At 68.6% G+C, this 22,787-nt stretch carries 24 protein-coding genes and 1 tRNA gene; 12 read left to right on the top strand and 13 right to left on the bottom strand.

From position 1 onward, the window contains the following. Nucleotides 1–86 precede the first annotated feature (86 nt). Nucleotides 87–157: transfer RNA gene (locus tag TPAU_RS07135), tRNA-Gly, on the bottom strand. A 52-nt stretch (nt 158–209) separates the two neighbouring features. Further along, the gene (locus tag TPAU_RS07130) at nt 210–989 is read right to left on the bottom strand and encodes a sulfite exporter TauE/SafE family protein (protein ID WP_041944815.1); all 780 of its coding nucleotides are present in this window, start codon (nt 987–989) and stop codon (nt 210–212) included. Nucleotides 990–1,075: 86 nt separating this feature from the next. On the opposite strand from TPAU_RS07130, the gene TPAU_RS07125 reads away from it, so the two are divergent. Further along, a complete protein-coding gene (locus TPAU_RS07125; protein ID WP_013126086.1) occupies nt 1,076–1,849 on the top strand; it encodes an AraC family transcriptional regulator in 774 nt (257 codons plus the stop codon). 9 nt (nt 1,850–1,858) lie between these two features. Further along, on the top strand, nt 1,859–2,659 hold the full coding sequence (locus TPAU_RS07120; RefSeq protein ID WP_013126085.1) for a crotonase/enoyl-CoA hydratase family protein: 801 nt from the start codon (nt 1,859–1,861) through the stop codon (nt 2,657–2,659). On the opposite strand, the gene TPAU_RS07115 is transcribed toward TPAU_RS07120, so the two are convergent. Then, nucleotides 2,646–3,257 carry a helix-turn-helix domain-containing protein gene (locus TPAU_RS07115; RefSeq protein ID WP_013126084.1) on the bottom strand — a complete coding sequence of 204 codons (612 nt, stop codon included), beginning with the start codon at nt 3,255–3,257 and terminating at the stop codon, nt 2,646–2,648. The genes TPAU_RS07120 and TPAU_RS07115 overlap by 14 nt on opposite strands. Before the next feature lie 97 nt (nt 3,258–3,354). Between TPAU_RS07115 and speB the strand changes: the two genes are divergently transcribed. Genes speB through TPAU_RS07095 form a run of 4 tightly spaced genes read left to right on the top strand, consistent with a single transcriptional unit; the run spans nt 3,355 to nt 8,295 of the window. Beyond that, nucleotides 3,355–4,332: an agmatinase gene (gene speB / locus TPAU_RS07110; RefSeq protein ID WP_013126083.1), complete on the top strand. Its 978-nt coding sequence runs from the start codon at nt 3,355–3,357 to the stop codon at nt 4,330–4,332. Further along, entirely contained in the window at nt 4,329–5,789 is a 1,461-nt protein-coding gene (locus tag TPAU_RS07105; RefSeq protein ID WP_013126082.1) for an amino acid permease, read from the top strand. Before speB ends, TPAU_RS07105 begins: the two co-directional genes overlap by 4 nt. Further along, the gene (locus TPAU_RS07100) at nt 5,786–6,601 is read left to right on the top strand and encodes a carbon-nitrogen hydrolase family protein (protein ID WP_013126081.1); all 816 of its coding nucleotides are present in this window, start codon (nt 5,786–5,788) and stop codon (nt 6,599–6,601) included. The genes TPAU_RS07105 and TPAU_RS07100 overlap by 4 nt, the downstream gene beginning before the upstream one ends. Before the next feature lie 11 nt (nt 6,602–6,612). Next, complete coding sequence (locus TPAU_RS07095; RefSeq protein WP_041944814.1) at nt 6,613–8,295, top strand: flavin monoamine oxidase family protein; 1,683 nt, start codon at nt 6,613–6,615, stop codon at nt 8,293–8,295. A gap of 4 nt (nt 8,296–8,299) precedes the next feature. Here the strand turns inward: TPAU_RS07095 and TPAU_RS07090 are convergent, their stop codons facing one another. Both TPAU_RS07090 and TPAU_RS23100 read right to left on the bottom strand, forming a co-directional pair. Next, on the bottom strand, nt 8,300–9,772 hold the full coding sequence (locus tag TPAU_RS07090) for a cytochrome P450 (protein ID WP_013126079.1): 1,473 nt from the start codon (nt 9,770–9,772) through the stop codon (nt 8,300–8,302). A 61-nt stretch (nt 9,773–9,833) separates the two neighbouring features. Beyond that, the gene (locus TPAU_RS23100) at nt 9,834–9,986 is read right to left on the bottom strand and encodes a hypothetical protein (protein ID WP_013126078.1); all 153 of its coding nucleotides are present in this window, start codon (nt 9,984–9,986) and stop codon (nt 9,834–9,836) included. Nucleotides 9,987–10,159: 173 nt separating this feature from the next. On the opposite strand from TPAU_RS23100, the gene TPAU_RS07085 reads away from it, so the two are divergent. Together TPAU_RS07085 and TPAU_RS07080 are read left to right on the top strand one after the other, a co-directional pair. Beyond that, nucleotides 10,160–11,320 carry a sensor histidine kinase gene (locus TPAU_RS07085; protein ID WP_013126077.1) on the top strand — a complete coding sequence of 387 codons (1,161 nt, stop codon included), beginning with the start codon at nt 10,160–10,162 and terminating at the stop codon, nt 11,318–11,320. Further along, on the top strand, nt 11,317–11,985 hold the full coding sequence (locus TPAU_RS07080; RefSeq protein WP_013126076.1) for a response regulator: 669 nt from the start codon (nt 11,317–11,319) through the stop codon (nt 11,983–11,985). The genes TPAU_RS07085 and TPAU_RS07080 overlap by 4 nt, the downstream gene beginning before the upstream one ends. A 2-nt stretch (nt 11,986–11,987) precedes the next feature. Here the strand turns inward: TPAU_RS07080 and TPAU_RS07075 are convergent, their stop codons facing one another. After that, on the bottom strand, nt 11,988–12,779 hold the full coding sequence (locus TPAU_RS07075) for a crotonase/enoyl-CoA hydratase family protein (RefSeq protein WP_013126075.1): 792 nt from the start codon (nt 12,777–12,779) through the stop codon (nt 11,988–11,990). 102 nt (nt 12,780–12,881) lie between these two features. Here TPAU_RS07075 and TPAU_RS07070 point away from each other — a divergent pair, with 102 nt between their 5' ends. Continuing rightward, on the top strand, nt 12,882–13,472 hold the full coding sequence (locus TPAU_RS07070; RefSeq protein ID WP_013126074.1) for an HhH-GPD-type base excision DNA repair protein: 591 nt from the start codon (nt 12,882–12,884) through the stop codon (nt 13,470–13,472). Further along, complete coding sequence (locus TPAU_RS07065) at nt 13,469–14,137, top strand: hypothetical protein (protein WP_013126073.1); 669 nt, start codon at nt 13,469–13,471, stop codon at nt 14,135–14,137. Before TPAU_RS07070 ends, TPAU_RS07065 begins: the two co-directional genes overlap by 4 nt. Nucleotides 14,138–14,141: 4 nt before the next feature. Here TPAU_RS07065 and TPAU_RS07060 read toward each other — a convergent pair whose 3' ends face one another. The 6 genes from TPAU_RS07060 to TPAU_RS07035 all read right to left on the bottom strand — a co-directional run bounded on the left by TPAU_RS07060 (nt 14,142) and on the right by TPAU_RS07035 (nt 17,944). After that, entirely contained in the window at nt 14,142–14,834 is a 693-nt protein-coding gene (locus TPAU_RS07060) for a hypothetical protein (protein ID WP_013126072.1), read from the bottom strand. Nucleotides 14,835–14,874: 40 nt separating this feature from the next. Next, nucleotides 14,875–15,207: a hypothetical protein gene (locus tag TPAU_RS07055; RefSeq protein ID WP_013126071.1), complete on the bottom strand. Its 333-nt coding sequence runs from the start codon at nt 15,205–15,207 to the stop codon at nt 14,875–14,877. Nucleotides 15,208–15,278: 71 nt separating this feature from the next. Continuing rightward, nucleotides 15,279–15,554, bottom strand: a complete 276-nt coding sequence (locus tag TPAU_RS23700) for a DUF3618 domain-containing protein (RefSeq protein ID WP_013126070.1) — start codon at nt 15,552–15,554, stop codon at nt 15,279–15,281. Nucleotides 15,555–15,571: 17 nt separating this feature from the next. Further along, nucleotides 15,572–16,543, bottom strand: a complete 972-nt coding sequence (locus TPAU_RS07045) for a PE-PPE domain-containing protein (RefSeq protein WP_013126069.1) — start codon at nt 16,541–16,543, stop codon at nt 15,572–15,574. A 108-nt stretch (nt 16,544–16,651) separates the two neighbouring features. Then, complete coding sequence (locus tag TPAU_RS07040) at nt 16,652–17,455, bottom strand: Fpg/Nei family DNA glycosylase (protein WP_013126068.1); 804 nt, start codon at nt 17,453–17,455, stop codon at nt 16,652–16,654. A gap of 6 nt (nt 17,456–17,461) precedes the next feature. Beyond that, nucleotides 17,462–17,944, bottom strand: a complete 483-nt coding sequence (locus tag TPAU_RS07035; protein WP_013126067.1) for a ribose-5-phosphate isomerase — start codon at nt 17,942–17,944, stop codon at nt 17,462–17,464. A gap of 332 nt (nt 17,945–18,276) precedes the next feature. Between TPAU_RS07035 and TPAU_RS22300 the strand changes: the two genes are divergently transcribed. Further along, the gene (locus TPAU_RS22300) at nt 18,277–19,332 is read left to right on the top strand and encodes a M48 family metallopeptidase (protein WP_425358567.1); all 1,056 of its coding nucleotides are present in this window, start codon (nt 18,277–18,279) and stop codon (nt 19,330–19,332) included. Nucleotides 19,333–19,378: 46 nt separating this feature from the next. Here TPAU_RS22300 and TPAU_RS07025 read toward each other — a convergent pair whose 3' ends face one another. Next, entirely contained in the window at nt 19,379–20,002 is a 624-nt protein-coding gene (locus TPAU_RS07025; RefSeq protein ID WP_013126065.1) for a mycothiol-dependent nitroreductase Rv2466c family protein, read from the bottom strand. A 158-nt stretch (nt 20,003–20,160) separates the two neighbouring features. On the opposite strand from TPAU_RS07025, the gene pepN reads away from it, so the two are divergent. Beyond that, the gene (gene pepN, locus TPAU_RS07020) at nt 20,161–22,731 is read left to right on the top strand and encodes an aminopeptidase N (RefSeq protein WP_013126064.1); all 2,571 of its coding nucleotides are present in this window, start codon (nt 20,161–20,163) and stop codon (nt 22,729–22,731) included. Nucleotides 22,732–22,787 lie beyond the last annotated feature (56 nt).

The following is a 22,787-nucleotide window of genomic DNA, read 5'->3' as shown; positions in this document are numbered from 1 at the left end:
ACCGCGGCCCCAGGACCTCTGCAGAGCCTCTGAACATGACAAAGGCCCTGGCCGGAAACCTACTTCGACCAGGGCCTTTCCATCTGAGCGGGCGACGGGAATCGAACCCGCGTAGCTAGTTTGGAAGACTAGGGCTCTACCATTGAGCTACACCCGCATGATGTGCGAGCAAGCTTACCGCGTTGGTCGGCGCGCGAAAAATCAGGGCATCAAATCAGGTTCGCGGCCATGACGATCGCCACCGTGACCAGGAGTGCAACGTAGCAACGTGCGTGCACGTTATCCGAGATCCGCGGACCCCATCGCCGCAGGTAGACGACCACCGGGACCGATCCGGCAAGCAGCGCACCGGCCGCCCTCACGTCCACCGCGCCGATGACCCCACCGCCTGCCCCCTCGGGCCTACCACCCGACGCCAGCAAGAAGACCACCGCCGCGGGAACAGCGACCGCCAGGGTCAAGGGATTCGCCAGCGCCGTTGCGACCGCCATCCGATGTCCGGACCGGCGCATCACCGGCACCGTCAGCACGCTCCCACCCACACCGAGGAATGCGGCGATAGTCCCGATGGGTAAGCCCACCGCCGGCCGCAGCGGCCGCACCGGTCCGTCGACCACCTCAAGGAAGCCCTTGCGCATGGTCACCGACACGATCGTCACAAGCAGGTACACCAGGAATCCCCACGAGATCGCCCCACCGGGAACCCCTCTCGCAGCGAGCGCACCCACGGCCCCACCCATCCCGAGCAATACCAGAAGACACGTGCTCCCGCGCAGCCCGGCCAGCACATGCGTCGGCGTCGATACTGTCGCGACCAGTGCACCGACCACCATCAGGACCGAGGACGTCGCCACCGCGACGCGCGCCGCGTCGTCACCGAGCCCAACCTCCGCCCACACCAGGACCGGTACCGCCACGAACCCACCACCGAATCCGAACAACGCCGTGGTCACACCCGACGCGACGCCGACGAGAACCAGAATCACGATCATCACTCGACCATTTCACCGTCGGTACTGCACGTCCGGCAATCGAATGTCGGTCGATGAACTTCGAGATTCGGTACCTTGGGACCGTGCGTAATGTGCCCATCGGCGAATTCGAAGACCTCCCACGCGATGTCCTCCCTGTAGGCACCGACTACCCCGACGGCTACGTGCTCGATTGGCACCGACACCGTCGGGCCCAGTTCCTCTACAGCGCAACAGGAGTCATGCAGCTCGAAACCGCCGACGGCGCATGGACGGTCCCTACCGACCGCGCCGTGCTCATCCCGCCGCACACGAACCACCTCATGCGCACGGAGAATGTGAGCACCCGCAGTCTCTATATCGAACCCGTCGCAGTCCCGTGGTGGCCGCGTCAGTGCACTGTGGTCGAGGTGACCCCGCTGCTACGCGAACTCCTACTCACCGCAGTGGAATTCGAACCGGACTACGATCCGGCGGGCCGCGATGGCGCCGACGCCGCACTGATACTGCACGAGGTCGCGTCGCTCGCCTCACTACCGTTGCACGTCCCGCTCCCCGCGGATGCCGAGCTGAACACGCTGTGCCGCGAGTACCTCGCGGCTCCCGACCTGTCCGTGGACAACGCGGCCTGGGCCGCGCGGACCGGGCGCAGTGAGCGCGCCTTCACCCGGCGGTTCCGCGATGCCACCGGTTGCGCACCGGCCCAATGGCGGCGCCGCGCCCGTCTCCTCGCCGCCCTTCCCCTCTTGGGCAGTACGACGGTGACCGAGACCGCGGCTCGCCTCGGCTACGCCACCCCCGCGGCGTTCACCGCGGCGTTCAGCGCTGAGTTCGGATTCCCACCGTCTCGGATGAGCGGCACGCGGCCGAGCACCTAGGGTCGAGGAATGACCGAGCCCATTCTCATCGAGCGCAACGGCCCCGTCGTGACCTGGACGCTCAACGATCCCGCCGCCCGCAACCCGGTCTCCGACGAGGCCGTGATCGCCGCCATCGAGAGCGCGGTCGCCGACGTGAACCGCGATGACACAGTGCGCGCGGTGATCCTCACGGGCGCCGGTTCGGCCTTCAGTTCGGGCGGCAACATCAAGCACATGCGTGACCGAGAGGGCATGTTCGGCGGCGCACCGGCTGCTCAGCGGCAGGGCTATCGTCATGGCATCCAACGGATCCCCCGTGCTGTTTATCACTGCGAGGTACCCACCATCGCGGCGGTGAACGGTCCGGCGATCGGTGCCGGCTGCGACCTCACCATGATGTGCGACCTTCGCGTGGCATCCACGCGCGCAGTGTTCGCCGAGAGCTTCGTCAAAGTGGGACTGATCCCGGGCGACGGCGGCGCCTGGCTGCTGCCGAGGATCGTCGGGATGGCGCGCGCCACCAAAATGGCATTCACAGGTGAGTCGGTCGACGCGAAGACCGCACTCGCGTGGGGCATGGTGTCGAGCGTCGTGGAACCTGACGAACTGCTCCCCGCCGCCCGCGACCTGGCCGAACAGATCGCGGCGAATCCCCCACAGGCGCTACGGATGACGAAACGTCTACTCCGCGAGGGCCAGCATCTCAGTCTCGATGCGCTACTGGAGTTGTCGGCCGCGATGCAGGCGATCGCGCACACCACCGACGATCATCGCGAGGCCGTGACGGCAATGCTCGACAAGCGACCACCGGAATTCACCGGACGCTAGAGCGATCCCCCGCCGGCAGCGCTGGCGCCATCACCCACAGCACGCGAGCACCGTCGGGACCGGCCCGGAAAGTATGCGGCGCGCCCGGATCGAAGGTGAGGGCATCTCCTTCCCCGAGATCGACGCTGCGCTCCGGCGGGAACGCGAGATGCAGCGTGCCGCGTTGGACCAGGACGAAGGAGACGTCGGCGGGCAACTCGTAGGCCTCATCGCCGCTGCCGCCTCCGGGTTCGATCTCGCTCAGCAGCACCTGCATCCTGCGTTCACCCGCGGGAGTGAGCAAGAATTCGGCGAGGCCGGTGCCGCCGAACCGCACCTGCGGGTAGGCGTCGGCGCGCACCACTGCGCCGGTCGCGCCACCGTCGAACAGCGAACCGACGGGCACCTCGAGAATCTCGCACAACTTGATGAGCGTCCCGACCGACGGAGCGGCCAATCCGCGCTCCACCTTCGAGAGATACCCCTTGGTGAGACCGACCCCGTCCGCCACTTGCGCGAGGGTCAGCCGACGCGATCGACGCGCCGAGCGCAGTGCAGATCCCACCCGATCCGGGCCTGGCAGAACGTCATCCGGTCCGGATGCGATTCCACCCAACATCGGTATCCTTCCATGAAACTGAAGTTGACAAGCCCGCTGGTGTCCCACACTATGTGATCCAACCCACAAACGCAGCCCTTTGCGAGAGGATCGTCCCGTGCCCCACGACTCCCAGCCCCACGATTCCGCACCGCTCGGCCCCGTCGACGCCAGTGCGATTCCTCGCTATTGCGGACCCGAGACCTTCGCCCGTCTTCCCCGGCTCGATCAGGTGGACGACGCCGCGGTCGCCGTGCTCGGCATCCCGTTCGATAGCGGCGTCAGCTATCGCCCCGGCGCGCGGTTCGGTCCGGGTCATATCCGCGCCTCGTCGAAACTGCTGCGGCCGTACAACCCCGCACTCGACGTCTCGCCGTTCGCGGTGCACCAGGTCGCCGATGCCGGCGATCTCCCGGTGAACCCGTTCAACATCGAGGAGGCGCTGGCAACGGTCCAGGCCGAGATCACCCGGCTGCGGTCACGGGGTTCGAAGGTGCTCACGCTGGGCGGCGATCACACGCTCGCGCTCCCGATCCTGCGCGCCGTCGCCGCCGACCGCGGGCCGGTGGCGGTGCTGCACTTCGACGCCCATCTCGATACGTGGGACACCTACTTCGGCGCTCCGTTCACACACGGCACCCCGTTCCGGAGGGCCAGTGAAGAGGGCCTGATCGACCTGCACCGATCCATGCACATCGGCATCCGCGGCCCGCTCTACAGCGAGCAGGACCTCACCGACGACGGCGTGCTCGGCTTCCAGGTGGTGCGCTCGGACGACTACGAGAACGACGGTCTGGACGCCGTGATCGAGCGCATGCGCCGCCGTCTAGGCGACGGTCCCGTGTACGTCTCGGTGGACATCGACGTGCTCGATCCCGCGCATGCCCCGGGCACCGGCACCCCCGAGGCCGGCGGCATGACCAGCCGCGAACTGCTCAACACGATCCGCGCCCTCGTGGGCACCGACGTGGTGGGTGCCGACGTCGTCGAGGTGGCGCCGCCCTACGATCATGCCGAGCTCACCGGCATCGCGGCGGCCCACGTCGCCTACGAATTGCTCTCAGTGCTCGCTCGCAATGAGGCGGCCCATCAATGACGATGTTCGATGCACTCATCGCGCGCAAACCTGTCGACCGCATCCTGATCGACAGCGCCGCCGAACACGGGGACGGCCCCACGCTCAAGCGGTCGATGGGCCTGGGACACCTCACAGCCCTTTCGATCGGCGCCTCCCTGGGCACCGGCATCTTCGTGATTCTGGGTGAGGCGACGCCCGAGGCCGGTCCGGCGGTGATCGTCGCTTTCATCCTCGCCGCCGTGACCGCCCTGTTCTCCGCGCTGTCCTATGCCGAGCTGGCCGGCACGATCCCGGTCTCGGGCAGCTCGTACTCCTACGCCTACGCCACTATCGGTGAGTTCTTCGCGTGGGTATGCGGGTGGTGCCTGCTCCTGGAGTACGGCGTCTCCATCGCCGCCGTCGCGGTCGGCTGGGGCCAGTACATCAACGAGTTGTCGCGGACCCTGTTCGATGTGGAGCTGCCCACCGCGCTCACCGCACCCCCGGGCGACGGCGGCGTGGTGAACATCCCCGCCATGGTGATCGTGGCACTGGCCTGCGTGATCCTGATGGGCGGCGCCACCGAGAGCGCGCGACTCAACACCGCGATGGTGATCCTCAAGGTGTGCGTGCTGGTGTTCTTCTGCGCCATCGCCTTCACCGCGTTCAAGTCGAGCAACCTCAGCCCGTTCATGCCCTTCGGTGTCGGCGGGATGACCGCGGCCGCGGCGATGGTCTTCTTCTCCTACATCGGATTCGACGCCGCTTCCACAGCCGGCAACGAGGCCAAGAACCCGCGGCGCGACCTGCCCCGCGCGATCATCCTCTCGCTCGCCATCATCACTGTGCTGTACTGCCTCGTGGCCCTCGCCGCCGTCGGCGCCATGCCATGGCAGGAGTTCGGTGGCACCGAGGCCTCCCTCGCCAAGGTCCTCACGGATGTCACGCAGAGCACCTGGCCGGCGGTCGTCCTCTCGATCGGCGCCGTCGTCGCCATCGCGAGCGTGGTGCTCGCCGTCATGTACGGCCAGACCCGGATCCTGTACACCATGGGCAAGGACGGCCTGGTTCCGTCGGTGTTCGCGAAAGTCAACGCCCGCACGCGAGTTCCGGTACGCAACATCCTCATCGTCGGCACGATCGTCGCGCTGCTCGCCGGTCTGGTTCCCCTGGGCGAGCTGGCCAACGCTACCTCGATCGGTTCGCTGTTCGCCTTCGCGCTGGTCAATATCGGCGTGATCGTGCTGCGCAATACTCGCCCCGATCTCGACCGCACGTTCACCACGCCGTTGACGATCCGTTTCCAGTACGACGGCCGGACGGTCTACCTGCCGCTCGTCCCGGTGCTCGGCGTCGTCTTCTGCACGCTTCTCATGTTCCAGATGAAGGCACCCACCTGGATCGCCTTCGCGCTGTGGACCATGCTCGGTCTCGGCGTTTACTTCGCCTACGGCTACCGGAATTCGAGGATGCGAGACAGCGAGAACGCCGCATGACGGTGACCGTCGGGATGTATCAGGGGCCCTTCGGAACCGGCCCGCACGCCGACGTCACCCGCAATGTGGCGGCGATCGAGGACGCCGCTGTCCGTGCCTCTGCGAGCGGGGCGCAACTGCTGGTGACCCCCGAACTATCGATCACCGGCTACGACATCGGTTCCGCCGCCGTCGCGCTGGCCCGCCCCCGCGGCGGGGAGTACCACGGCGCGATCGCCGCGGTGGCGCGCCGTGCAGGTATCACCATCGTCTTCGGCTATCCCGAGCGCGACGGCGATGCCGTGTACAACGCCTCCGCGGCGATCGCCCCCGATGGCACCGAACTCGCCCATTACCGCAAGACCCACCTCTTCGGCGAGCTGGATCGTGAGGTCTTCAGTCCTGGGCAGGACCTCACCGTCACCTTCCCCTTCGAGGGATTCACATGCGGCCTACTCACCTGTTACGACGTCGAGTTCCCCGAGGCGGTCCGGGCGCACGCCGATGCGGGCACCGATCTGCTGCTGGTTCCCACCGGCCTGATGGAACCCTTCGGCGTAGTGGCAGAGCTGCTGGTACCCGCGCGGGCGTACGAGAGCCAGGTGTACATCGCCTATACCAACCACTGCGGCCGCGAAAAGACACTGGAATACTGCGGTCTCAGCACCGCCGCGAATCCGGACGGCAGCGTCGCCGCCCGGGCAGGTCGCGGCGAGGCACTGGAACTGTTCACCGCGGACGCCGCAGTCCTCGCGGAGTCCCGCACCGTCAACACCCACCTGCGCGACCGGCGCACCGACCTGTACGCCCCCCGGAAAGGACCCGCCCGGTGACCCAGCCCGCGATGCCCGCACACTCCGATCAGGATGCCCGCCCGCTCACGATGTTCGGGCCGGACTTTCCCTTCGCGTATGACGACTGGGTATCGCACCCCGACGGCCTCGGGAGCGTCCCCGACGAAGCGCGCGGCACCGAGGTCGCCGTGATCGGCGGTGGACTCGCCGGACTCACCGCGGCCTACGAGCTGGCCAAGCTAGGGCTGAAGCCCGTTGTGTACGAAGCGGACCGGATCGGCGGCCGGATGCGCAGCGATCGATTCGAGGGCTACTCGGATGACCTGGTCGCGGAGATGGGCGCCATGCGCTTCCCGCCGTCGTCGACCACTCTTCAGCACTACTTCGATGCGATGGGCCTGCAGACGCACCCGTTCCCGAACCCGCTCTCGGAGGCCACCCCGAGCACCGTGATCGATCTCAAGGGTCGCAGTCACTACGCTCACACCGTCGACGACCTGCCACCCGAGTACGGCGAGGTCGCCCGCGCCTGGGATGCGACACTCGCCGACTACGCGGACGCCGCCGAACTGCAGGACGCGATCCGCGATCGGGATGCCCAGCGGATCCGCGCCGTGTGGTCGCGCCTGGTGGACCAGCTCGACGACCAGACCTTCTACGGCTTCCTCACCGCCTCCGAGCACTTCCGCTCGTTCGCGCACCGCGAGTTGTTCGGCCAGGTGGGATTCGGCACGGGCGGGTGGGACACCGACTATCCGAACTCGATGCTGGAGATCCTGCGTGTCACCTGTACCGCGGCCGACGACCATCATCGTGGCGTAGTGGGCGGATCGGATCAACTTCCGAAGCGACTGTGGGACAGTCCGTTCGACGGTCAGCGCTCCGTCCGCGACCTCAACGGCGGCGACCACCGCCCGGCGGTCACCGCGATCCGGCGCACCGCGGGACCCGGCGGCGAGCCGCGATACACCATCGTCGACGCCGGCGGAGAGACCCGCACGTACCGCGCCGCGATCTTCACCGGCCAGTCCTGGATGTTGCTCAACACCATCGACTGCGACGACGACCTCCTGCCCATCGACCACTGGACGGCCGTCGAGCGCACCCACTACATGGGCAGCTCCAAGGTATTCGTCCTGGTCGACCGCCCGTTCTGGCGCGATCCCGACCCGGTGACCGGCCGCGACACCATGTCGATGACGCTCACCGATCGGATGAGCCGCGGCACCTATCTCCTCGACCACGGCTCCGATCAGCCCGCCGTGATCTGTCTGTCCTACACCTGGTCCGACGATTCGCTCAAGCTGTTGCCGCTGGACGTGAACGCCCGGATGGATCTGATGCTGAAATCGCTGGGCGAGATCTATCCGAACGTCGATATCCGCAGTCACGTGATCGCAACCCCGAAGACCGTCTCGTGGGAGACCGAGCGCTACTTCATGGGTGCGTTCAAAGCCAACCTGCCGGGGCACTACCGCTATCAGGAGCGACTGTTCACGCACTTCATGCAGGATCGGCTCGATCCGCGGCACCGGGGCTTCTTCCTGGCCGGCGACGACATCTCGTGGACTGCGGGTTGGGCAGAGGGCGCGCTACAGACGGCTCTGAATGCGGTGTGGGGCGTGGTACGACACCTCGGCGGGTCGACGCACGCGTCGAACCCCGGTCCGGGCGATGTCTTCGACGAGATCGCACCCGTCCGGCTCGGCGACGAGCGCGGTTCGCGTGCCTGAGGAGTCAGCGCCGCGCAGTCGCCCGCACCAGCCCGCCGTCCGCCGGGATCATGGTCACGTTCCGATGCTTCGGTTGCTCCGGTGGCGCCTCGGTCATGGCGAGATCGGTGCGCTTGAGGATCTCCGTGACGACCACGCGGAGCTCGGCAAGCGCAAGGCCCGCCCCCAGACAGCGACGGTTACCCCCGCCGAACGGCATCAATCGCTGGGGTGAGGGGCGGACCCCGAGGAATCGGTCCGGATCGAAGGCGAAGGGCCGCGGGTACAGATCGTCGCGGTGGTGTAGAAGCAGGATGGGCACCAGGGCGACGATGCCGGGTTCCACGGCGTAACGACCGAATCTCCACGGCTCCAGCAGCTCCCGTGCCACCATCGGAACCACCGGGCGGCTACGCATCGATTCGTTGATCAGCGCCTCGACGTACGGGGCGTCGCCGGTGCGCGCGGCTTCGACCGCCCGGGCGTACACCTGCGGATGTCGGGTGAGCCGCTCGAAGGTCCACGCCACACTGTTCGAGGTGGTCTCGTGCCCGGCCAGCACCAGGGTGAGCAACTCGTCCCGGATCTCGCTGTCGGACAGGGGCGCACCGTCGTCGCCCCGCGCCGCCATCAGGACCGTCATGATGTCGCTGCGCCCGGCACCGTCGGGACCGTCGGCGCCCTCCCGGCGCCGTTCGGCGATCACCGAGTAGATCGCCCGGTCGAGCGGGCGGAGCACCAGCTTGAGCACGCCCCGAGGCTCGGGGCTGCGCGCGTTGAGCAACTGCACCACCGTGGCCAGACTCTTCGTGGACAGCCGCAGCAGCCGCACCATCGATGTGCGCACCGCGGTCTCGGCCGGCGTGGCGGTACCGGGAGCGTCGATGCCGAAGACGGCGGACATGATCACGTCGAGCGTGATCGCCTGGCCGATGTCGGCGAGCGCCACCGTCTCGCCCGGCCGCCACTCGTCGATCCGCATCGCCGTGGCCTCGTCGATCCGCTGCTGGTACGCCGCCACCGCGCGACCGTGGAACTGCGGCAGTAGTAGCCCGCGTTGCTGCTTGTGCCGCGCCCCGATCGAGGTGAGCACCGAGTCGGGGCCGATGATCGGACGCAGCGGCGAGAACCTGGTAGCCGACGGTGCGCGGTCCGGCACCGCCATCACGGAGGCGATGTGCGCGGGGTTGGACACGAAGACGGCACGTCCCGGACCACCGAGGAAGTCGGCGCGGAACACCTCGCCGAGCCGATGGGCGTTGCGGAACAACAGGTCGCCTTCCCGCAGAACGAAGTTGACCGACGTGCGGACGGCGTTACCGCCGACGCGCGGTGGCGACTCGAGCGCGAACATCTGCTCGGGCGTGAGCGGTCCCGCCTCGTCGTCGGCGACGCCGCTGGAGGCGATCCCGCTGGGGACACCCGCGGAGCGCAGGTGCCATGCGGGCTCCGGGATTCCGAGCGAACGCGTCATGGTGCGGCTGATCGTGGTTGTCATCGGTGAGCCTCCTCCGTCGATTGTGCGGGCGCCGCTGCGCCCACGAGGGCGCACGGACTGATCAGGAGAGGAGGCCGCACGCGCCGGCCGGGCCCGTGTCGCGGTCGTCCTGTGCGCGGTGCAGCTCGCGCGAGCGATAGTCCAGGCCGTCGCTGTCGTGGGTGAGCCACGCGAGGACGAGAACGAAGGCGGCGATGACGACAACAGTGAACATCTCGGACTCCCTTCCGATACCGCGTGCTGTGTCCGCGGTCACATTCGAGCGTATTGCTGCGATCAGCGCAGGTCAGCGTGCCCAGGGCGGAACCCGCGTCCGCCCCGGGGCGGGGAACCGATTCCACCCCAAGGCGGACGACGGGGCGCTCGCCCGGCGCTACGATGCATCGCATGCGCGGGCTGCGATGGCTGGAGGCGCGGTACCGAAGGGTGCTGGCCCAACTCGGCTACGAGTACCCGCCGTATTACATGGTGATCACCGAATCGGCGATGGTCGCGCTCACCATCGGCGCCGCCGTGCCTCGGTTCCTCGCCGGGCCGCAGGGCCAGCAATGGTTCTGGCTGATCGCCGCCGTCACCGTGTCCGTGCTGCACATGGCGGCCGCGACGCTCCGCGGCGGCACCGTCTCGATCAGCGCACACACCGCGGTCACGATCGTCACCGCCGCCCTGTTCTGGACGGTGTACACGCCGTACGACGTGGTCCCGCTCCTCGTGGTGCTCGGAATGACCCAGGCTGCGGCGGTGACTCCACCCCGGGCGACCGCGCTGCACCTGGTGGCCTTCGAAGCCCTGATCTTGGCGGCCGGGCTCCTCGGGTGGATCCACCAGGCATGGCTGATCGGATTCACCGTGGCATTCGGAGCCGCGGTGGGCCGACTCCTACAGAACCAACTACTGCTCCTGCGGGCCGAGCGGGAGGCCCAGGCGGCGCGGATCTCGTTGGACCGGGCCACGATCGCCGGCGAGGTACACGACGTGGTCGCGCACTCGCTCGCCGTGGTGCTGCTCAACGTGACCGCCGCGCGCCGGGCCCTCGCGGCCGACGATGACCGCGCTGAAGCGGTCGAGGCACTCAGGGACGCGGAGACGCAGGGCCGCGCCGCCATGAACGACATCCGGCGCACCATCGAACTGCTCCGCACCGCGGGTCCCGATGCCGCCCAGCCCGGACTCGCGGACATCCCCGAACTGGTCGCGTCGTTCGAACGGGCCGGGCTCACGGTGGATCTCGACTTCCACTCCCCGACACCCGAGTTGGCAGGTAGCGGAGGGCTGGCCGCGTTCCGCGTGGTGCAGGAGTCGCTCGCCAACGCGGTCAAACACGCACCGGGCGCACGGGTCGACGTCACCGTCGCCCCAGACATTCCGCAGAGCCTCGCGGTGCGGGTCAGCTGTCCGGTCCCGGCCGGGGCCCGACGCTCTCCGGGCGGCTCGGGATTGGAGGGGATGCGGGCACGCGTCGAGAGCGCGGGTGGCACGCTGGATGCCGGCCCGGCCGGGGAGACGTGGCTGGTGAGTGCGATCTTCCCCACCGAGGAGGCTCGATGACCGACGAACCGATCCGCCTGCTGCTCGTGGACGATCAGGACTTAGTGCGGGTGGGCTTGCGCCGAATCCTGCGCCGCCGAGACGGATTCGAGGTGGTCGGCGAGTGCGCGGACGGCGACGAGGTACCCGCCGCGGTCGCCGAAAGCCGGCCCGACGTGGTTCTGATGGACCTACGGATGAAACGGGTCAGCGGCATGGAGGCCACCCGGCGGCTCGGCGAACGGACCGATGCGCCGCCTGTGCTGGTGCTCACCACGTTCCGCGACGATGACCTGCTCTCCGCCGCACTCCGGGCTGGAGTGGCGGGGTTCGTACTCAAGGACTCCCCGGCCGAAGAGTTGATTCGCGCGGTGCGACTGGTAGCCGCGGGCGAGGCCGTGCTCGACCCCGCGGTCACAGGGCGGGTCTTGCAGACGTACCGGGCCGCGCGCCAACCCGCGACCACCCGGGCAGGGGCTGTGGACCCGCTGACCGCACGCGAGGTCGACGTACTGGGACTGGTCGGCCGGGGCCTGTCGAACGACGACATCGCCGCGGAGCTCGTGATCTCGATCGTGACCGTCAAGAGTCACATCGGATCGATCTTCACCAAGCTCGGCGTCCGCAACCGCGCCGAGGCCATCGTGTGGGCGTTCGACAACGGCGTGGTTGCGCCGCGAGCCTGAGATCAGGAGCGCTCGACGAAGTTCGGCTTCTCCTTGGCGATCGCCGCATTCCGGGCGATCGCGCGGTTCTTTCCGCGGAGCAGGCCCAGTTGCAGTGCCTGCTCGACCGGGAAGGACAGCCGCGACCCGCTGTACCAGGTGTTCTCGAATAGCGCCTTCGACGCCGCGACCGCATCGGGTGAGCGCTCCTTGAGCTTGTCGACCAGTGCGAGCGCGTCCTTCATCGGATCGGCCGAGACACCGGTCACCAGGCCCCATTCGAGCGCCTGCTTCGCGGTGAACATCTCGCCGGTCATGGTGAGTCGCTTGGCCAGATCGATCGTGGTGAGCTGCGCGATCGACGCCGACAGCGACATGTCCGGGATGAGCCCCCACTTCGCCTCGAGGATCGAGAAGTCGGCCTCGGTGGACGAGAACCGGAAGTCGGCACCCAGCGCGATCTGCAGGCCGCCGCCGTAGCAGTGTCCGTGCACCACGGCGATCACCGGCGCCGGTACGCTGCGCCACGCCCAACCCGCGGCCTGGAAGTTGTTGGCCGCTGAGATGCGCTTGGGCACGAAGTTCATGAACAGCCGGCGCTGTTCCTTGCCCGCCGAGGCGAAATCGAGGCCGGAGCTGAACGAGCTGCCCTCGCCGCTGATCACGACGGCGCGCAGCGAGCGGTCGTTCTTCGCGCGATCGGCGGCCTTCGCCAGGTCGTCGATCATGTCCAGGGTGAGGCCGTTGTGCTTCTCGGGGCGGTTCAGTCGCACATAGGCGACCTCGTCGCGCACCTCGTAGTCGATGTTCGACATTTCGCTTCTCCTCGATTCCTCGTCATGCGTCCCGGTATGGATGCAGCCTATCCGCCGCGTTGGTCCGCGTACGGGAAGGCGCGGCTCGGTAAACTCACCGGCATGGCCGTCACCTTGCACATCACGGGGGAACCCGAGTCGGACGCCGTGCTCTCCGAGTACCCGTTCGCGCTGCTCGCGGGGATGCTGCTGGATCAGCAGTTCCCGATGGAGCGCGCCTTCGCCGGACCGTGGAAGGTGCTGGACCGCTTCGGCAGCATCGATCCGCACGATATCGCCGCGGCGGATCCCGCCCGGTTCGAGGAACTGTGCACCACGCCGCCGGCCGTCCACCGCTACGGCAAGGCGATGGCGGCCCGGCTCCAGGCGTTGGCACGAATCGTCGTCGACGAGTACGACGGCGACGCCGAACGCATCTGGACCGAGGCCACGACCGGCGCCGATCTGGTGAAGCGGATCGAAGCGCTGCCGGGGTTCGGCGCGCAGAAGGCGAAGATCTTCGCCGCGCTCGTCGGCAAACAGCTCGGCGTCAAGCCGCGTGGCTGGTCGACCGCGGTCGGCGACTACGGCAAGGCCGGGTACCGGTCGGTAGCCGATGTGGTGGACGGCGATTCGCTACAGAAGGTGCGCACGCACAAGAAGGAGATGAAGGCCGCGGCGAAGAAGGCCGCCGAGCAGAAGGCGGGGGCATGACCGGACCGGGCAACCACGACGATCCGAACTACCGGACGGATCAGGCGTACTCGCAGGCGATTCCATTGCCCACGCCGCCTCGCGGTCCCGCCGCTCCCGGTGCCGTACCGGGGGCCGCACCGCCACCTCCGCAGAAGCCGAAGTCGAACCGGAACCTCATCGTCGGGTTGGTCGCGGCGGCCGCCGTAGTCGCGCTCGTCGCGGCGATCGTGGTCGCCGCCTTGCTCAACGATGCGCAGAGCGGCGACGGCGCGGGCACCACCGCGAGTCCGTCCTCGGGACAGACCGCGGAGTTGTTCCGCGCCAACGACTGCCTCTACGACGTTCCCGAGGCACCGAAGGTGGGCAACTGCGACGACGGCGGATCACCGTACAAGGTGACGCAGGTGATGCCGGCGGGCGAGCAGTGCAAGGACGACCAGACTTCGATCTCGAAGGGCCGCTCGTACTGCCTCACGCCGAACCTGAACGTGAACTACTGCTACACGACCCCGGTGCCGGGCACCTGGATCAAGGCGGCTCCCCGGTGCGGCGCGCCCGGCACCATCTCCGTGGTATCGGTGGTGCCCGGGTTCAAGGATCCCAACCGGTGCACCGGCGACTGGGACGTGAACTACACCTTCAACGCACCCGTGTACACGATCTGCGCGAAGTCGTACACCTAGCGGCTCAGCGGCCCTCGGCGTCGCCGATCTCGGTGATCTCGACATCGGCGATCTCCGTGAGCCCGGCATCGACGATCGGCGAGGGGCGAGGGCGCCGCGGCGGCTGACCCGCCGCCCGGGCCACTTCGCTCGCCGTGCGCAGCGCGAACTTCGGCAGGCTGGAGAGCAGGTCGCCGACCGGCTCGGCAACGGTGTTGGCGGCACCGACCACGCCCTCGATATCGACGATCCGCTGATTCATCGCCGCGATCGTCGGGGTGAGCCGGTTCAGCGCATCGGTCATCTCGGCCAGCCGTTGCACCACCCCCTCCTCGGCGGTGAGGGTCTCGACGATGCCGCCCTCGCGGGTGGCCCGGTCGAGCGGCCCGCCCGGCTTGATCACCCGATCGACCGGCCCGTCCTCCTCGAACAGGTCGGCCACCCGGTCGCCCGCGCCGCCCTCGCCGATCAGGCGGTCGATCGCGCTACCCGCGCTGAGCAGGTCCGAGACGCGGTGCACGATGAACGGCACCCGCTGCACGGCGGTCACGATGTTCTCGTGCCGGGTATCGGCGGGAGCGTCGGGGTCGAGCTTCTCCGCGGCCATACCCACCACATCGCGTGCCATCGACGCGGTCTGCTCAGCCGCGGCGAGCCCCAAACCTGCGGCGGCCAGGCCCAGTCGGGCCGGTGCGATCAGCGCCTTCGGAATCTCCATACCTCCAACAGTAGCGCCGTACACCGGGAGGCGACGGGGCTCACACTCCCGGGGTGGGGCTGACCACGTAGGTCACGGCACCGGAGTTGGACGAGATCGCAACGGTGAATCCGTGGCCACGGTAGACGGCACCCACCGCACCTGCGTCGAGCGGAACGTTCGGCGCCACCGGGACCAGCCCGGCGCCGAGCAGGGCCCGGGAGCCGGCGATCGTGTCGTCGCCCACCACGGTGATGCGCCACATCGGGTGCCCCACCTCGATGGTCTCCGTTTTGCGCAGTTCACCGACCACGGGCACCTGGGCCACCGGGTAGCCGTCGGGCAGCCGCGTGGGCGCGGGTGTCGGTTCGCTGCAGCCGGCGAGCACGGACACGAGAAGGGCGGCGCCGAGTGCGGCGCCGCCCTTGATCGTCGTACTACCGGGCCGGACCCGGTGGGAGCCGGTCAGATCGAGATCTTCCCGTCGGCCAGCGCACGGATGATCTTCTTCTCGCGGCGGGCGCGCTTGAACCGCGACCCCACGGCCAGCGCGGCCAGCAGGGCCACGCCGGCGGCTGCGGCGAGCACCGGCGGCTTGGTCAGCGTCGAGACCACCGACTGCTGCGCCTGCGCCGCGAGCTTCTTGGGGTCCGCCCGCTCGCCCAGCTGGTCCAGCGTCGCCGCCAACTGCTCACGGGCGCGCTCGATATCGCGCTCGATGCTCTCGGTGTCACGTGCCACGAGCTTCTACCTCCGGGTCAGCCTGCTTCTGGGTACTTCCCCGACAATAGACCAGCGGCCTCCCCGGCACCGCCTGCCGGTGCCCGGGTGGCGAACGTGGCCTGAACCTGCAGCCACTGTGCGAGCAACTGGCAGCCGGTGAGCTCGTAGTCCTCGTGCCGCAGCCGCGCGAGTGGCTCGGTCGCATACGCGACGTGTCGACTGCCGCGCAGGTTGTAGTCACGACCTCGCACATTGATCCGCGGCAGGTAGCCGAGGATCTCGCGACCGGCGGTACGCAACCGCACCACATCACGCCGCCACTGCCGTGATCCGAATGCGGTGCGGGTGGCGTTCTGGAAGCGGTCGCCGAGGTAGCCACCCACCGCACGCGGCGCCCACGCGGCCAAATCGCGCAGGGTCAGCAGCGCGGTGGCGTCGGCGATATCGCGGACGAAGGAATCGATGCTCGCATTGCAGATCACGTCGTGCGGGTGCGAGATCCAATGGACCGGAAAGCCCTCGACGATCGGCGGGCCGTCACCCGCGACACCGGAACCGGCGAGTGCGGGGTCACTGCCGCGGGGACGCTCGGGGTCGGACACCAGCCCAGCGGCGATCACCGCGGGCGCGTACAGCTCGCCCCGCGCGATGGCACCGAGCACACGGCGCACCACGGTGCACCCCTGGGAGTACCCGATGAGAGCCACCAGGCCCTCGGTCTCGGTGAGGGCGGCGATCAGGCGCTCCACGCCGATGTCGACCGACTCGGCGAAGGACACGCCGTCGCGGGCGGGAACCGGTCCGTACGACGCCGGGTAGCCGATCCAGCGGGCGGTGAAACGCTCGTCCAGTTCGGCGACAACATGGCTGAGCATGCCGGTGACCTCGGTGCGGGTGTCGTCGACCCACGACTCCCCCGTTCCGCCCACGGCGAGAACGGTGATCGCGGCCCGGCCGGGGGTACCCAGTCGCCGGGCCTCCTTGCTGCTGACGGTGACCGCGTTCATCTACTGAACTCTGGTCCCCCGACCTGAACGCCGCCTGAAGGGAGCGTTAAGGAATCCGTGATGTGTCTGAGCTAACAGTGCAGGTCAAACCCCTGCCGGCGACACAGATCAGGTCTGGCAGGTGGGGCACCAGTACAGGTTTCGAGCCTCCATGACCTCGGTCCGGACCGGCGTGCGACACACGCGGCAGGGCTCGCCCGCGCGGCGGTACACGTAGGTACGGGGCCGGTCCGGCGCGTACGACGGGGCGCCGTGGTCGTCTTCGGCGCGCACCACGTGCATACGGCCCCGCTCGACGCCGATCGGCATCAAGGCGACGAGGTCGGCCCAGATGCCGTCGAAGTCCTCACGACCGAGGGCTCTGCCCTCGCGGTGCGGATCCAGGCCGGCACGGTAGAGCACTTCGGCGCGGTAGACGTTGCCGACGCCTGCTACCACCTTCTGGTCCATCAGTAATGCGCCGATCGGCCTGCGGGAGCGACTGATCCGCCGCCACGCCGGGTCCGGATCTGCGTCGGCGCGCAACGGATCGGGCCCGAGCCGGGCCAGTACCTCGTCGATCTGCTCCTCGGAGACCAGATGGCAGGCGGTGGGGCCGCGCAGATCAGTGCCGTCGCGCGGTCCGACGATGCGCATGCGCACCTGCCCGACCGGCGCCGGCGGAGCACCGTCGAGCAGCTCGAAATCGGCGAACGAGCCGTACAGCCCGAGGTGCACGTGCACGGTGAGGCCACCGTCGTACCGGTGCCAGAGGTGTTTGCCCCAGGCATCCGCACCGAGGAACTCGCGGCCGTCGAGCCGCTTCGCTTCGGCGGCGAACCGCCCCTGCGGGCTGGCGACACGCACCGTCTCGCCCCCGAAGCGTCGATCGTGATCGAGGGCGAGCCGATGGAGTGTGTGCCCCTCGGGCACGGGCTACTAGGCCTCGGGAGCGCCGGGCACGGCCGGTGCGACGCCAGTGCGCTCGTACTCGGCGAGGATGTCGATACGCCGCTGGTGGCGCTCCTCATCGGACCACGGGGTGGCGAGGAAGGCGTCGACGATGGCCAGGGCCTCGTCGACGGTGTGCATGCGGCCGCCCAGGCCGATCAGCTGCGCATTGTTGTGCTGGCGCGCGAGCTGGGCGGTCTCCACGCTCCAGGCGAGCGCGCAGCGAGCGCCGGGCACCTTGTTCGCGGCGATCTGCTCGCCGTTACCGCTGCCGCCCAGCACGATGCCGAGGCTGCCGGGATCGGCGACGACGCGCTTGGCGGCGTCGATGCAGAACGCCGGATAGTCATCGAGAGCGTCGTAGGTGTGCGCACCGCAGTCGACGACCTCATGGCCGGCGGCGGTGAGGTGCCGAGCGATCTGGGACTTGAGTTCGAATCCGGCGTGGTCGCCGCCGAGGTAAACGCGCATGATGACAAGTTTTGCACGCGTCGCCTTCGCGTCCGACGGCGGCACAGCCTAGATTCGATGGCATGCATGACAGCACCGAGCAGACCCCCGGCGGGAAACCGGACGACGGTTCCGCCCCCACCGAGTCCGCCCGCAGCGCCGGCTCCGCCTTCGGATCAGACGGATCGGGCGTGCCTGCCACCGGCGCATTCCCGGTCGTCCAACCGAGTGACCTCGGTGGATCCGATTCGGAGGCCCCGACGTCGGCGTTCCCGGCAGCCGATTTCCCGACTGAACAACATCGCAGCATCGGCCAGCACGGGCTCCCTCATCTCGGTGCGCACGATCCTGCGGTGACCGGCACGCAACCGCAGGTCGGCGTACCGCCGCAGTATCCGGGTGGGCCCGTGGCGCCGGTCTATCAGCCGCCCCGGTACGCGGACGCCCCGCGCCGGCACCCCGGCGAGATCCCGCTGCTGATCCTGGTGATCCTGACCACCGCGGTGATCTATGTGGGCGCGATCCTGTTCGCCTTCGTCGGCACGCTGAACTCGTACCTGCTCGTGGTCCTGGTCCTGCCCGTGATCCTCTGGTTCGCCCGTGGTTCGATGTGGGCCACCCCGCGTGTGCAGGGCATTCAGATGACGCCCACGCAATTCCCCGAGGGCTATCAGATGGTGCGCGACGCCGCCGCCCGGTACGGCCTGCGCGAGGTCCCGGACGCCTTCGTCGTGCTGGGCAACGGCCAGATCAACGCTTTCGCCTCAGGGCACGGCTTCCGCCGGTTCGTGGTGGTCTACAGCGATCTGTTCGAGGTGGGTGGCGAGGCCCGCGATCCCGACGCGCTGGCGTACATCATCGGCCACGAGGTGGGGCACATCGCCGCCGGCCATGTCTCGTACTGGCGGCAGATCGGCTCGTTCGCCATGAGCTATCTCCCGGTGATCGGATCGGCTCTGTCCCGCTCGCAGGAGTACACCGCCGACAACTACGGCTACTTCAACCGGCCGTCCGGTGTGCCGGGCGGCATGGGCCTGCTGGGCGCCGGCAAGTACCTGGGCAAGGAGGTCGACTTCGACCAACTCGCCGACCGGGCGACCACCGACCGCGGCTTCTTCACCTGGGTCGTGAACCTCACGGCATCGCATCCGGTGCTCACCTGGCGCGCTGCGGCGCTGCGCAACCGCACCAAGGCGGGCTCGCTCTTCTTCGCCCCGGGCCAGACCGTGCGCGGTGTCGGCGGCGGCGCCGTGGTCCCCTCGGGCCCCGTCCCGACGTTCAGCTCCCAGGAGGTGTTGGCACCCGCGCCCGGGCAGGAGCAGAACACGCTGCCGCCCGCGCAGGGCCCGATCCCGCCGCAGCCGCCGGAGCAGACCCCGCCCGCTCCCCCGGCACCGCCCGCTTCCTAGCCCGAACATCCGAGACCCCCGGCCCGCGCCGGGGGTCTCGTCACGTTCAGTCGAACTCGGGATCCTCGTGCCGGGTCCGCTTGAGCTCGAAGAAGTGCGGGTAGCTCGCGAGCAACACCGTTCCGTCCCAGACCTTCCCGGCGTCCTCCCCGCGCGGGATGCGCGAGAGCACGGGGCCGAAGAAGGCGACGCCGTTGACGTGGATGGTGGGCGTACCCACGTCCGGTCCCACCTTGTCCATGCCCGCGTGGTGGCTCGCGCGCAGCGCTTCGTCGTAGTCCGTGCTCGTTGCGGCGTCGGCCAGATCGGCTTCCAGTCCGGCCTCGGCAAGCGATTCCGCGATGATCGCCGCGTGGTCCTGTTCGCCGCGGTTGTGAATGCGGGTGCCGAGGGCGGTGTACAGCGGCGCGAGCACCTGATCCCCATGGAGCTGAGCGGCGGCGATGAGAACCCGCACCGGGCCCCACGCGGTCTTCATCAGCTCCCGATAGATCTCGGGCAGGTCGTCCTTGCCCTCGTTGAGCACGGCGAGGCTCATGACGTGGAAGTTCACATCGATGTCGCGCACCTGCTCGACCTCCAGGATCCACCGCGAGGTGATCCAACACCACGGGCACAGCGGGTCGAACCAGAAGTCGACGCGATCCTTCGAGGGGGCGGTTTCAGTCACTGCTTCTCCTAGCGTGGATGGATTCGTTGATACCTCGACCACTACCTCAACGCACCGAAGACCGAACCCCTTCCCGCGCACGCGTGGCTCGATCCGAGGTGGCATTGTGGAGCCGAGCCGAAGTCACCCGCAGAACCGAGCATGAAGGAGCGTCGCCCTTGTCCGCCCCCAATCTCACCCAGGTCCAGGCCGCCGAGCGCGCGAGCATCGTGAGCGTGGCGCGCTACGCCATCGACCTCGACCTCACCGATGGGAGCGACGCTCCCGGCGTCGGCACCTTCGGCTCCACCACGACGATCGAGTTCACCGCGACTCCGGGCGCCGAGACCTTCCTCGACCTGATCGCCTCCGACGTGACGGCCACGCTCAACGGTTCGCCCGTCGACGTGACGGGGTACACCGAGGAACAGGGCCTGCGCCTGACCGGGCTCGCGGAACGGAACGAGCTGGTGGTCTCCGGCCGGTTCCACTACTCCAACACCGGCGAGGGGCTGCATCGGTTCACCGACCCGACCGACGACGCGGTGTACCTGTACTCGCAGTTCGAGACCGCGGACGCCAAGCGGATGTTCGCGTGTTTCGACCAGCCCGACCTCAAGGCCGTGTACGACGTGACCGTCACGGCACCGTCGTCGTGGACGGTGGTCAGCAACGGGGCCGAGAAGTCGACTGAGGCACTCGGAACGGGAGCGCAGCGCTGGACGTTCGTCACCACCGAGCCGATGTCGACCTATCTGGTCGCGCTGATCGCCGGGCCCTACGCGGTGTGGACCGACGCGTACACCGACGAGCACGGCACCATCGACCTGCGCCTGTTCTGCCGCGCGAGCCTGGCCGACCACATGGACGCGCAGCGGTTGTTCACCGAGACCAAGCAGGGATTCGGCTTCTACCACAAGAACTTCGGCATCCCCTACGCCTTCGGCAAGTACGACCAGTTGTTCGTGCCGGAGTTCAACGCAGGCGCGATGGAGAACGCCGGCGCGGTGACCTTCCTCGAGGACTACGTGTTCCGGTCGAAGGTCACCCGCTACCTGTACGAGCGCCGCTGCGAGACGGTGCTGCACGAGATGGCGCACATGTGGTTCGGCGACCTGGTCACCATGCGCTGGTGGGACGACCTGTGGCTCAACGAGTCCTTCGCGACCTTCGCCTCGGTGCTCAGCCAGGCGGAGGCCACCGAGTACACCTCGGCGTGGACCACGTTCGCGAACGTCGAGAAGTCCTGGGCGTACCGTCAGGACCAGTTGCCCTCGACGCACCCGGTGGCGGCCGACATCCCGGACCTGCAGGCGGTCGAGGTCAACTTCGACGGCATCACCTACGCCAAGGGTGCGTCGGTCCTCAAGCAACTCGTCGCCTACGTGGGCCTGGATTCCTTCCTCGCCGGGCTGCGCTCCTACTTCGCGGAGCACAAGTTCGGCAACGCCACGTTCGACGATCTGCTGCGGGCCCTGGAAGCCTCGTCCGGCCGCGACCTCTCGGACTGGGGCGCCCAGTGGCTCAAGACCACAGGAATCAACGAACTCGCCCCGGCGTTCGCGCTGGACGGCGAGGGCCGCTTCACCCGGTTCGCCGTGCAGCAGTTGGGGGCGGCGCCTGGTGCCGGCGAGACTCGTGTACACCGACTCCGCATCGGCATCTACGACGACGATGCGGACGGCAAGTTGGTGCGTGTGCACCAGGTGGAGGTGGACATCGACGGCGAGCGCACGGACATTCCGCAGCTCGAAGGGGTGCACCGCGGCAAGCTGATCCTGGTCAACGACGACGACCTCACCTACGCCTCCGTCCGGCTCGACCCGGCATCGCTGGATGTAGCCACGACCCGAGTTGCCGATATCGCCGATTCACTTCCCCGCACCCTCGTGTGGTCCGCGACGTGGGAGATGACCCGTCACGCGAAGATGAGGGCCCGCGACTTCGTGACGCTGGTGCTGGGCGGCATCGGCGCCGAGACCGAGGTGGGTGTGGTGCAGCGGGTGATCCTGCAGGCGCAGACCGCGGTCGAGTCGTACGCCGATCCGGGGTGGGCCGCCGCCGAGGGTCGGGACCGGCTGGCTACGGGGCTGCTGCAGTTGGCTCGTGCAGCGGAGTCGGGCTCGGACTTCCAGCTCGCCTTCGTCAACGCCCTCGCCACATCGGCGCTCGGTGCCGACCAGGTGCAGGTGTTCCGGGCGCTGTTCGACGGTGCTGATCCCGCGTCGGTGGGCCTCGCCGGCCTCACCGTGGATACCGATCTACGGTGGCGCGTGGTGAACGCGCTGGCGCGTTCGGGCGCGCTGTCGGCCGACGAGATCGAGGCCGAGGTGCTCCGCGATCCGACCGCCGCGGGCGAGCGGGCCGCGGCGACGGCACTGGCCGCGCGGCCCGATATCCGGGTGAAGGAGGAGGCCTGGGAGAAGGTGTTCGGTGATGACTCGATTTCCAACACCATGACCAGGGCGATCGCCGCGGGTATCGCAGGGCCGGGCCAGGGTCAGCTCCTGGCGCCGTTCACAGCGCGCTACTTCGCCTCGATCGACGAGGTGTGGAGCCGCCGATCGTCGGAGGTCGCGCAGACCGTGGTGATCGGCCTCTACCCCACGTGGGACGTCTCCGAGAATGCGGTGGCCGCCGCCGACTCCTGGCTGGCGGGCGAGCACCCGGCCGCACTGCGACGGCTCGTGCTGGAGGGACGCGACGGCATCGTCCGGTCGCTGCGGGCGCGCGCCTTCGACGCGAGCTGATCTCGAACCTCCGCGGGCCCCGGGGAACGGTTCCCCGGGGCCCGCGGCGTCCGGCT

The organism is Tsukamurella paurometabola DSM 20162, from assembly GCF_000092225.1.
In the GTDB taxonomy this organism is placed as follows: domain Bacteria; phylum Actinomycetota; class Actinomycetes; order Mycobacteriales; family Mycobacteriaceae; genus Tsukamurella; species Tsukamurella paurometabola.
This window is presented reverse-complemented; position numbering and strand designations above follow the sequence as displayed.

Excerpts from the sequence above, each read along its gene's own strand:
- TPAU_RS07070 (WP_013126074.1), top strand. The coding sequence starts at position 12,882 with ATGGCCGTCACCTTGCACATCACGGGGGAACCCGAGTCGGACGCCGTG.
- TPAU_RS07035 (WP_013126067.1), bottom strand. The coding sequence starts at position 17,944 with ATGCGCGTTTACCTCGGCGGCGACCACGCCGGATTCGAACTCAAGTCC.
- TPAU_RS07120 (WP_013126085.1), top strand. The coding sequence starts at position 1,859 with ATGACCGAGCCCATTCTCATCGAGCGCAACGGCCCCGTCGTGACCTGG.
- TPAU_RS07075 (WP_013126075.1), bottom strand. The coding sequence starts at position 12,779 with ATGTCGAACATCGACTACGAGGTGCGCGACGAGGTCGCCTATGTGCGA.
- TPAU_RS07085 (WP_013126077.1), top strand. The coding sequence starts at position 10,160 with ATGCGCGGGCTGCGATGGCTGGAGGCGCGGTACCGAAGGGTGCTGGCC.
- TPAU_RS07090 (WP_013126079.1), bottom strand. The coding sequence starts at position 9,772 with ATGACAACCACGATCAGCCGCACCATGACGCGTTCGCTCGGAATCCCG.
- TPAU_RS07100 (WP_013126081.1), top strand. The coding sequence starts at position 5,786 with ATGACGGTGACCGTCGGGATGTATCAGGGGCCCTTCGGAACCGGCCCG.
- TPAU_RS07115 (WP_013126084.1), bottom strand. The coding sequence starts at position 3,257 with ATGTTGGGTGGAATCGCATCCGGACCGGATGACGTTCTGCCAGGCCCG.
- TPAU_RS07065 (WP_013126073.1), top strand. The coding sequence starts at position 13,469 with ATGACCGGACCGGGCAACCACGACGATCCGAACTACCGGACGGATCAG.
- TPAU_RS23100 (WP_013126078.1), bottom strand. The coding sequence starts at position 9,986 with ATGTTCACTGTTGTCGTCATCGCCGCCTTCGTTCTCGTCCTCGCGTGG.
- TPAU_RS07080 (WP_013126076.1), top strand. The coding sequence starts at position 11,317 with ATGACCGACGAACCGATCCGCCTGCTGCTCGTGGACGATCAGGACTTA.
- TPAU_RS07060 (WP_013126072.1), bottom strand. The coding sequence starts at position 14,834 with ATGGAGATTCCGAAGGCGCTGATCGCACCGGCCCGACTGGGCCTGGCC.
- TPAU_RS07045 (WP_013126069.1), bottom strand. The coding sequence starts at position 16,543 with ATGAACGCGGTCACCGTCAGCAGCAAGGAGGCCCGGCGACTGGGTACC.
- TPAU_RS07095 (WP_041944814.1), top strand. The coding sequence starts at position 6,613 with ATGCCCGCACACTCCGATCAGGATGCCCGCCCGCTCACGATGTTCGGG.
- TPAU_RS07105 (WP_013126082.1), top strand. The coding sequence starts at position 4,329 with ATGACGATGTTCGATGCACTCATCGCGCGCAAACCTGTCGACCGCATC.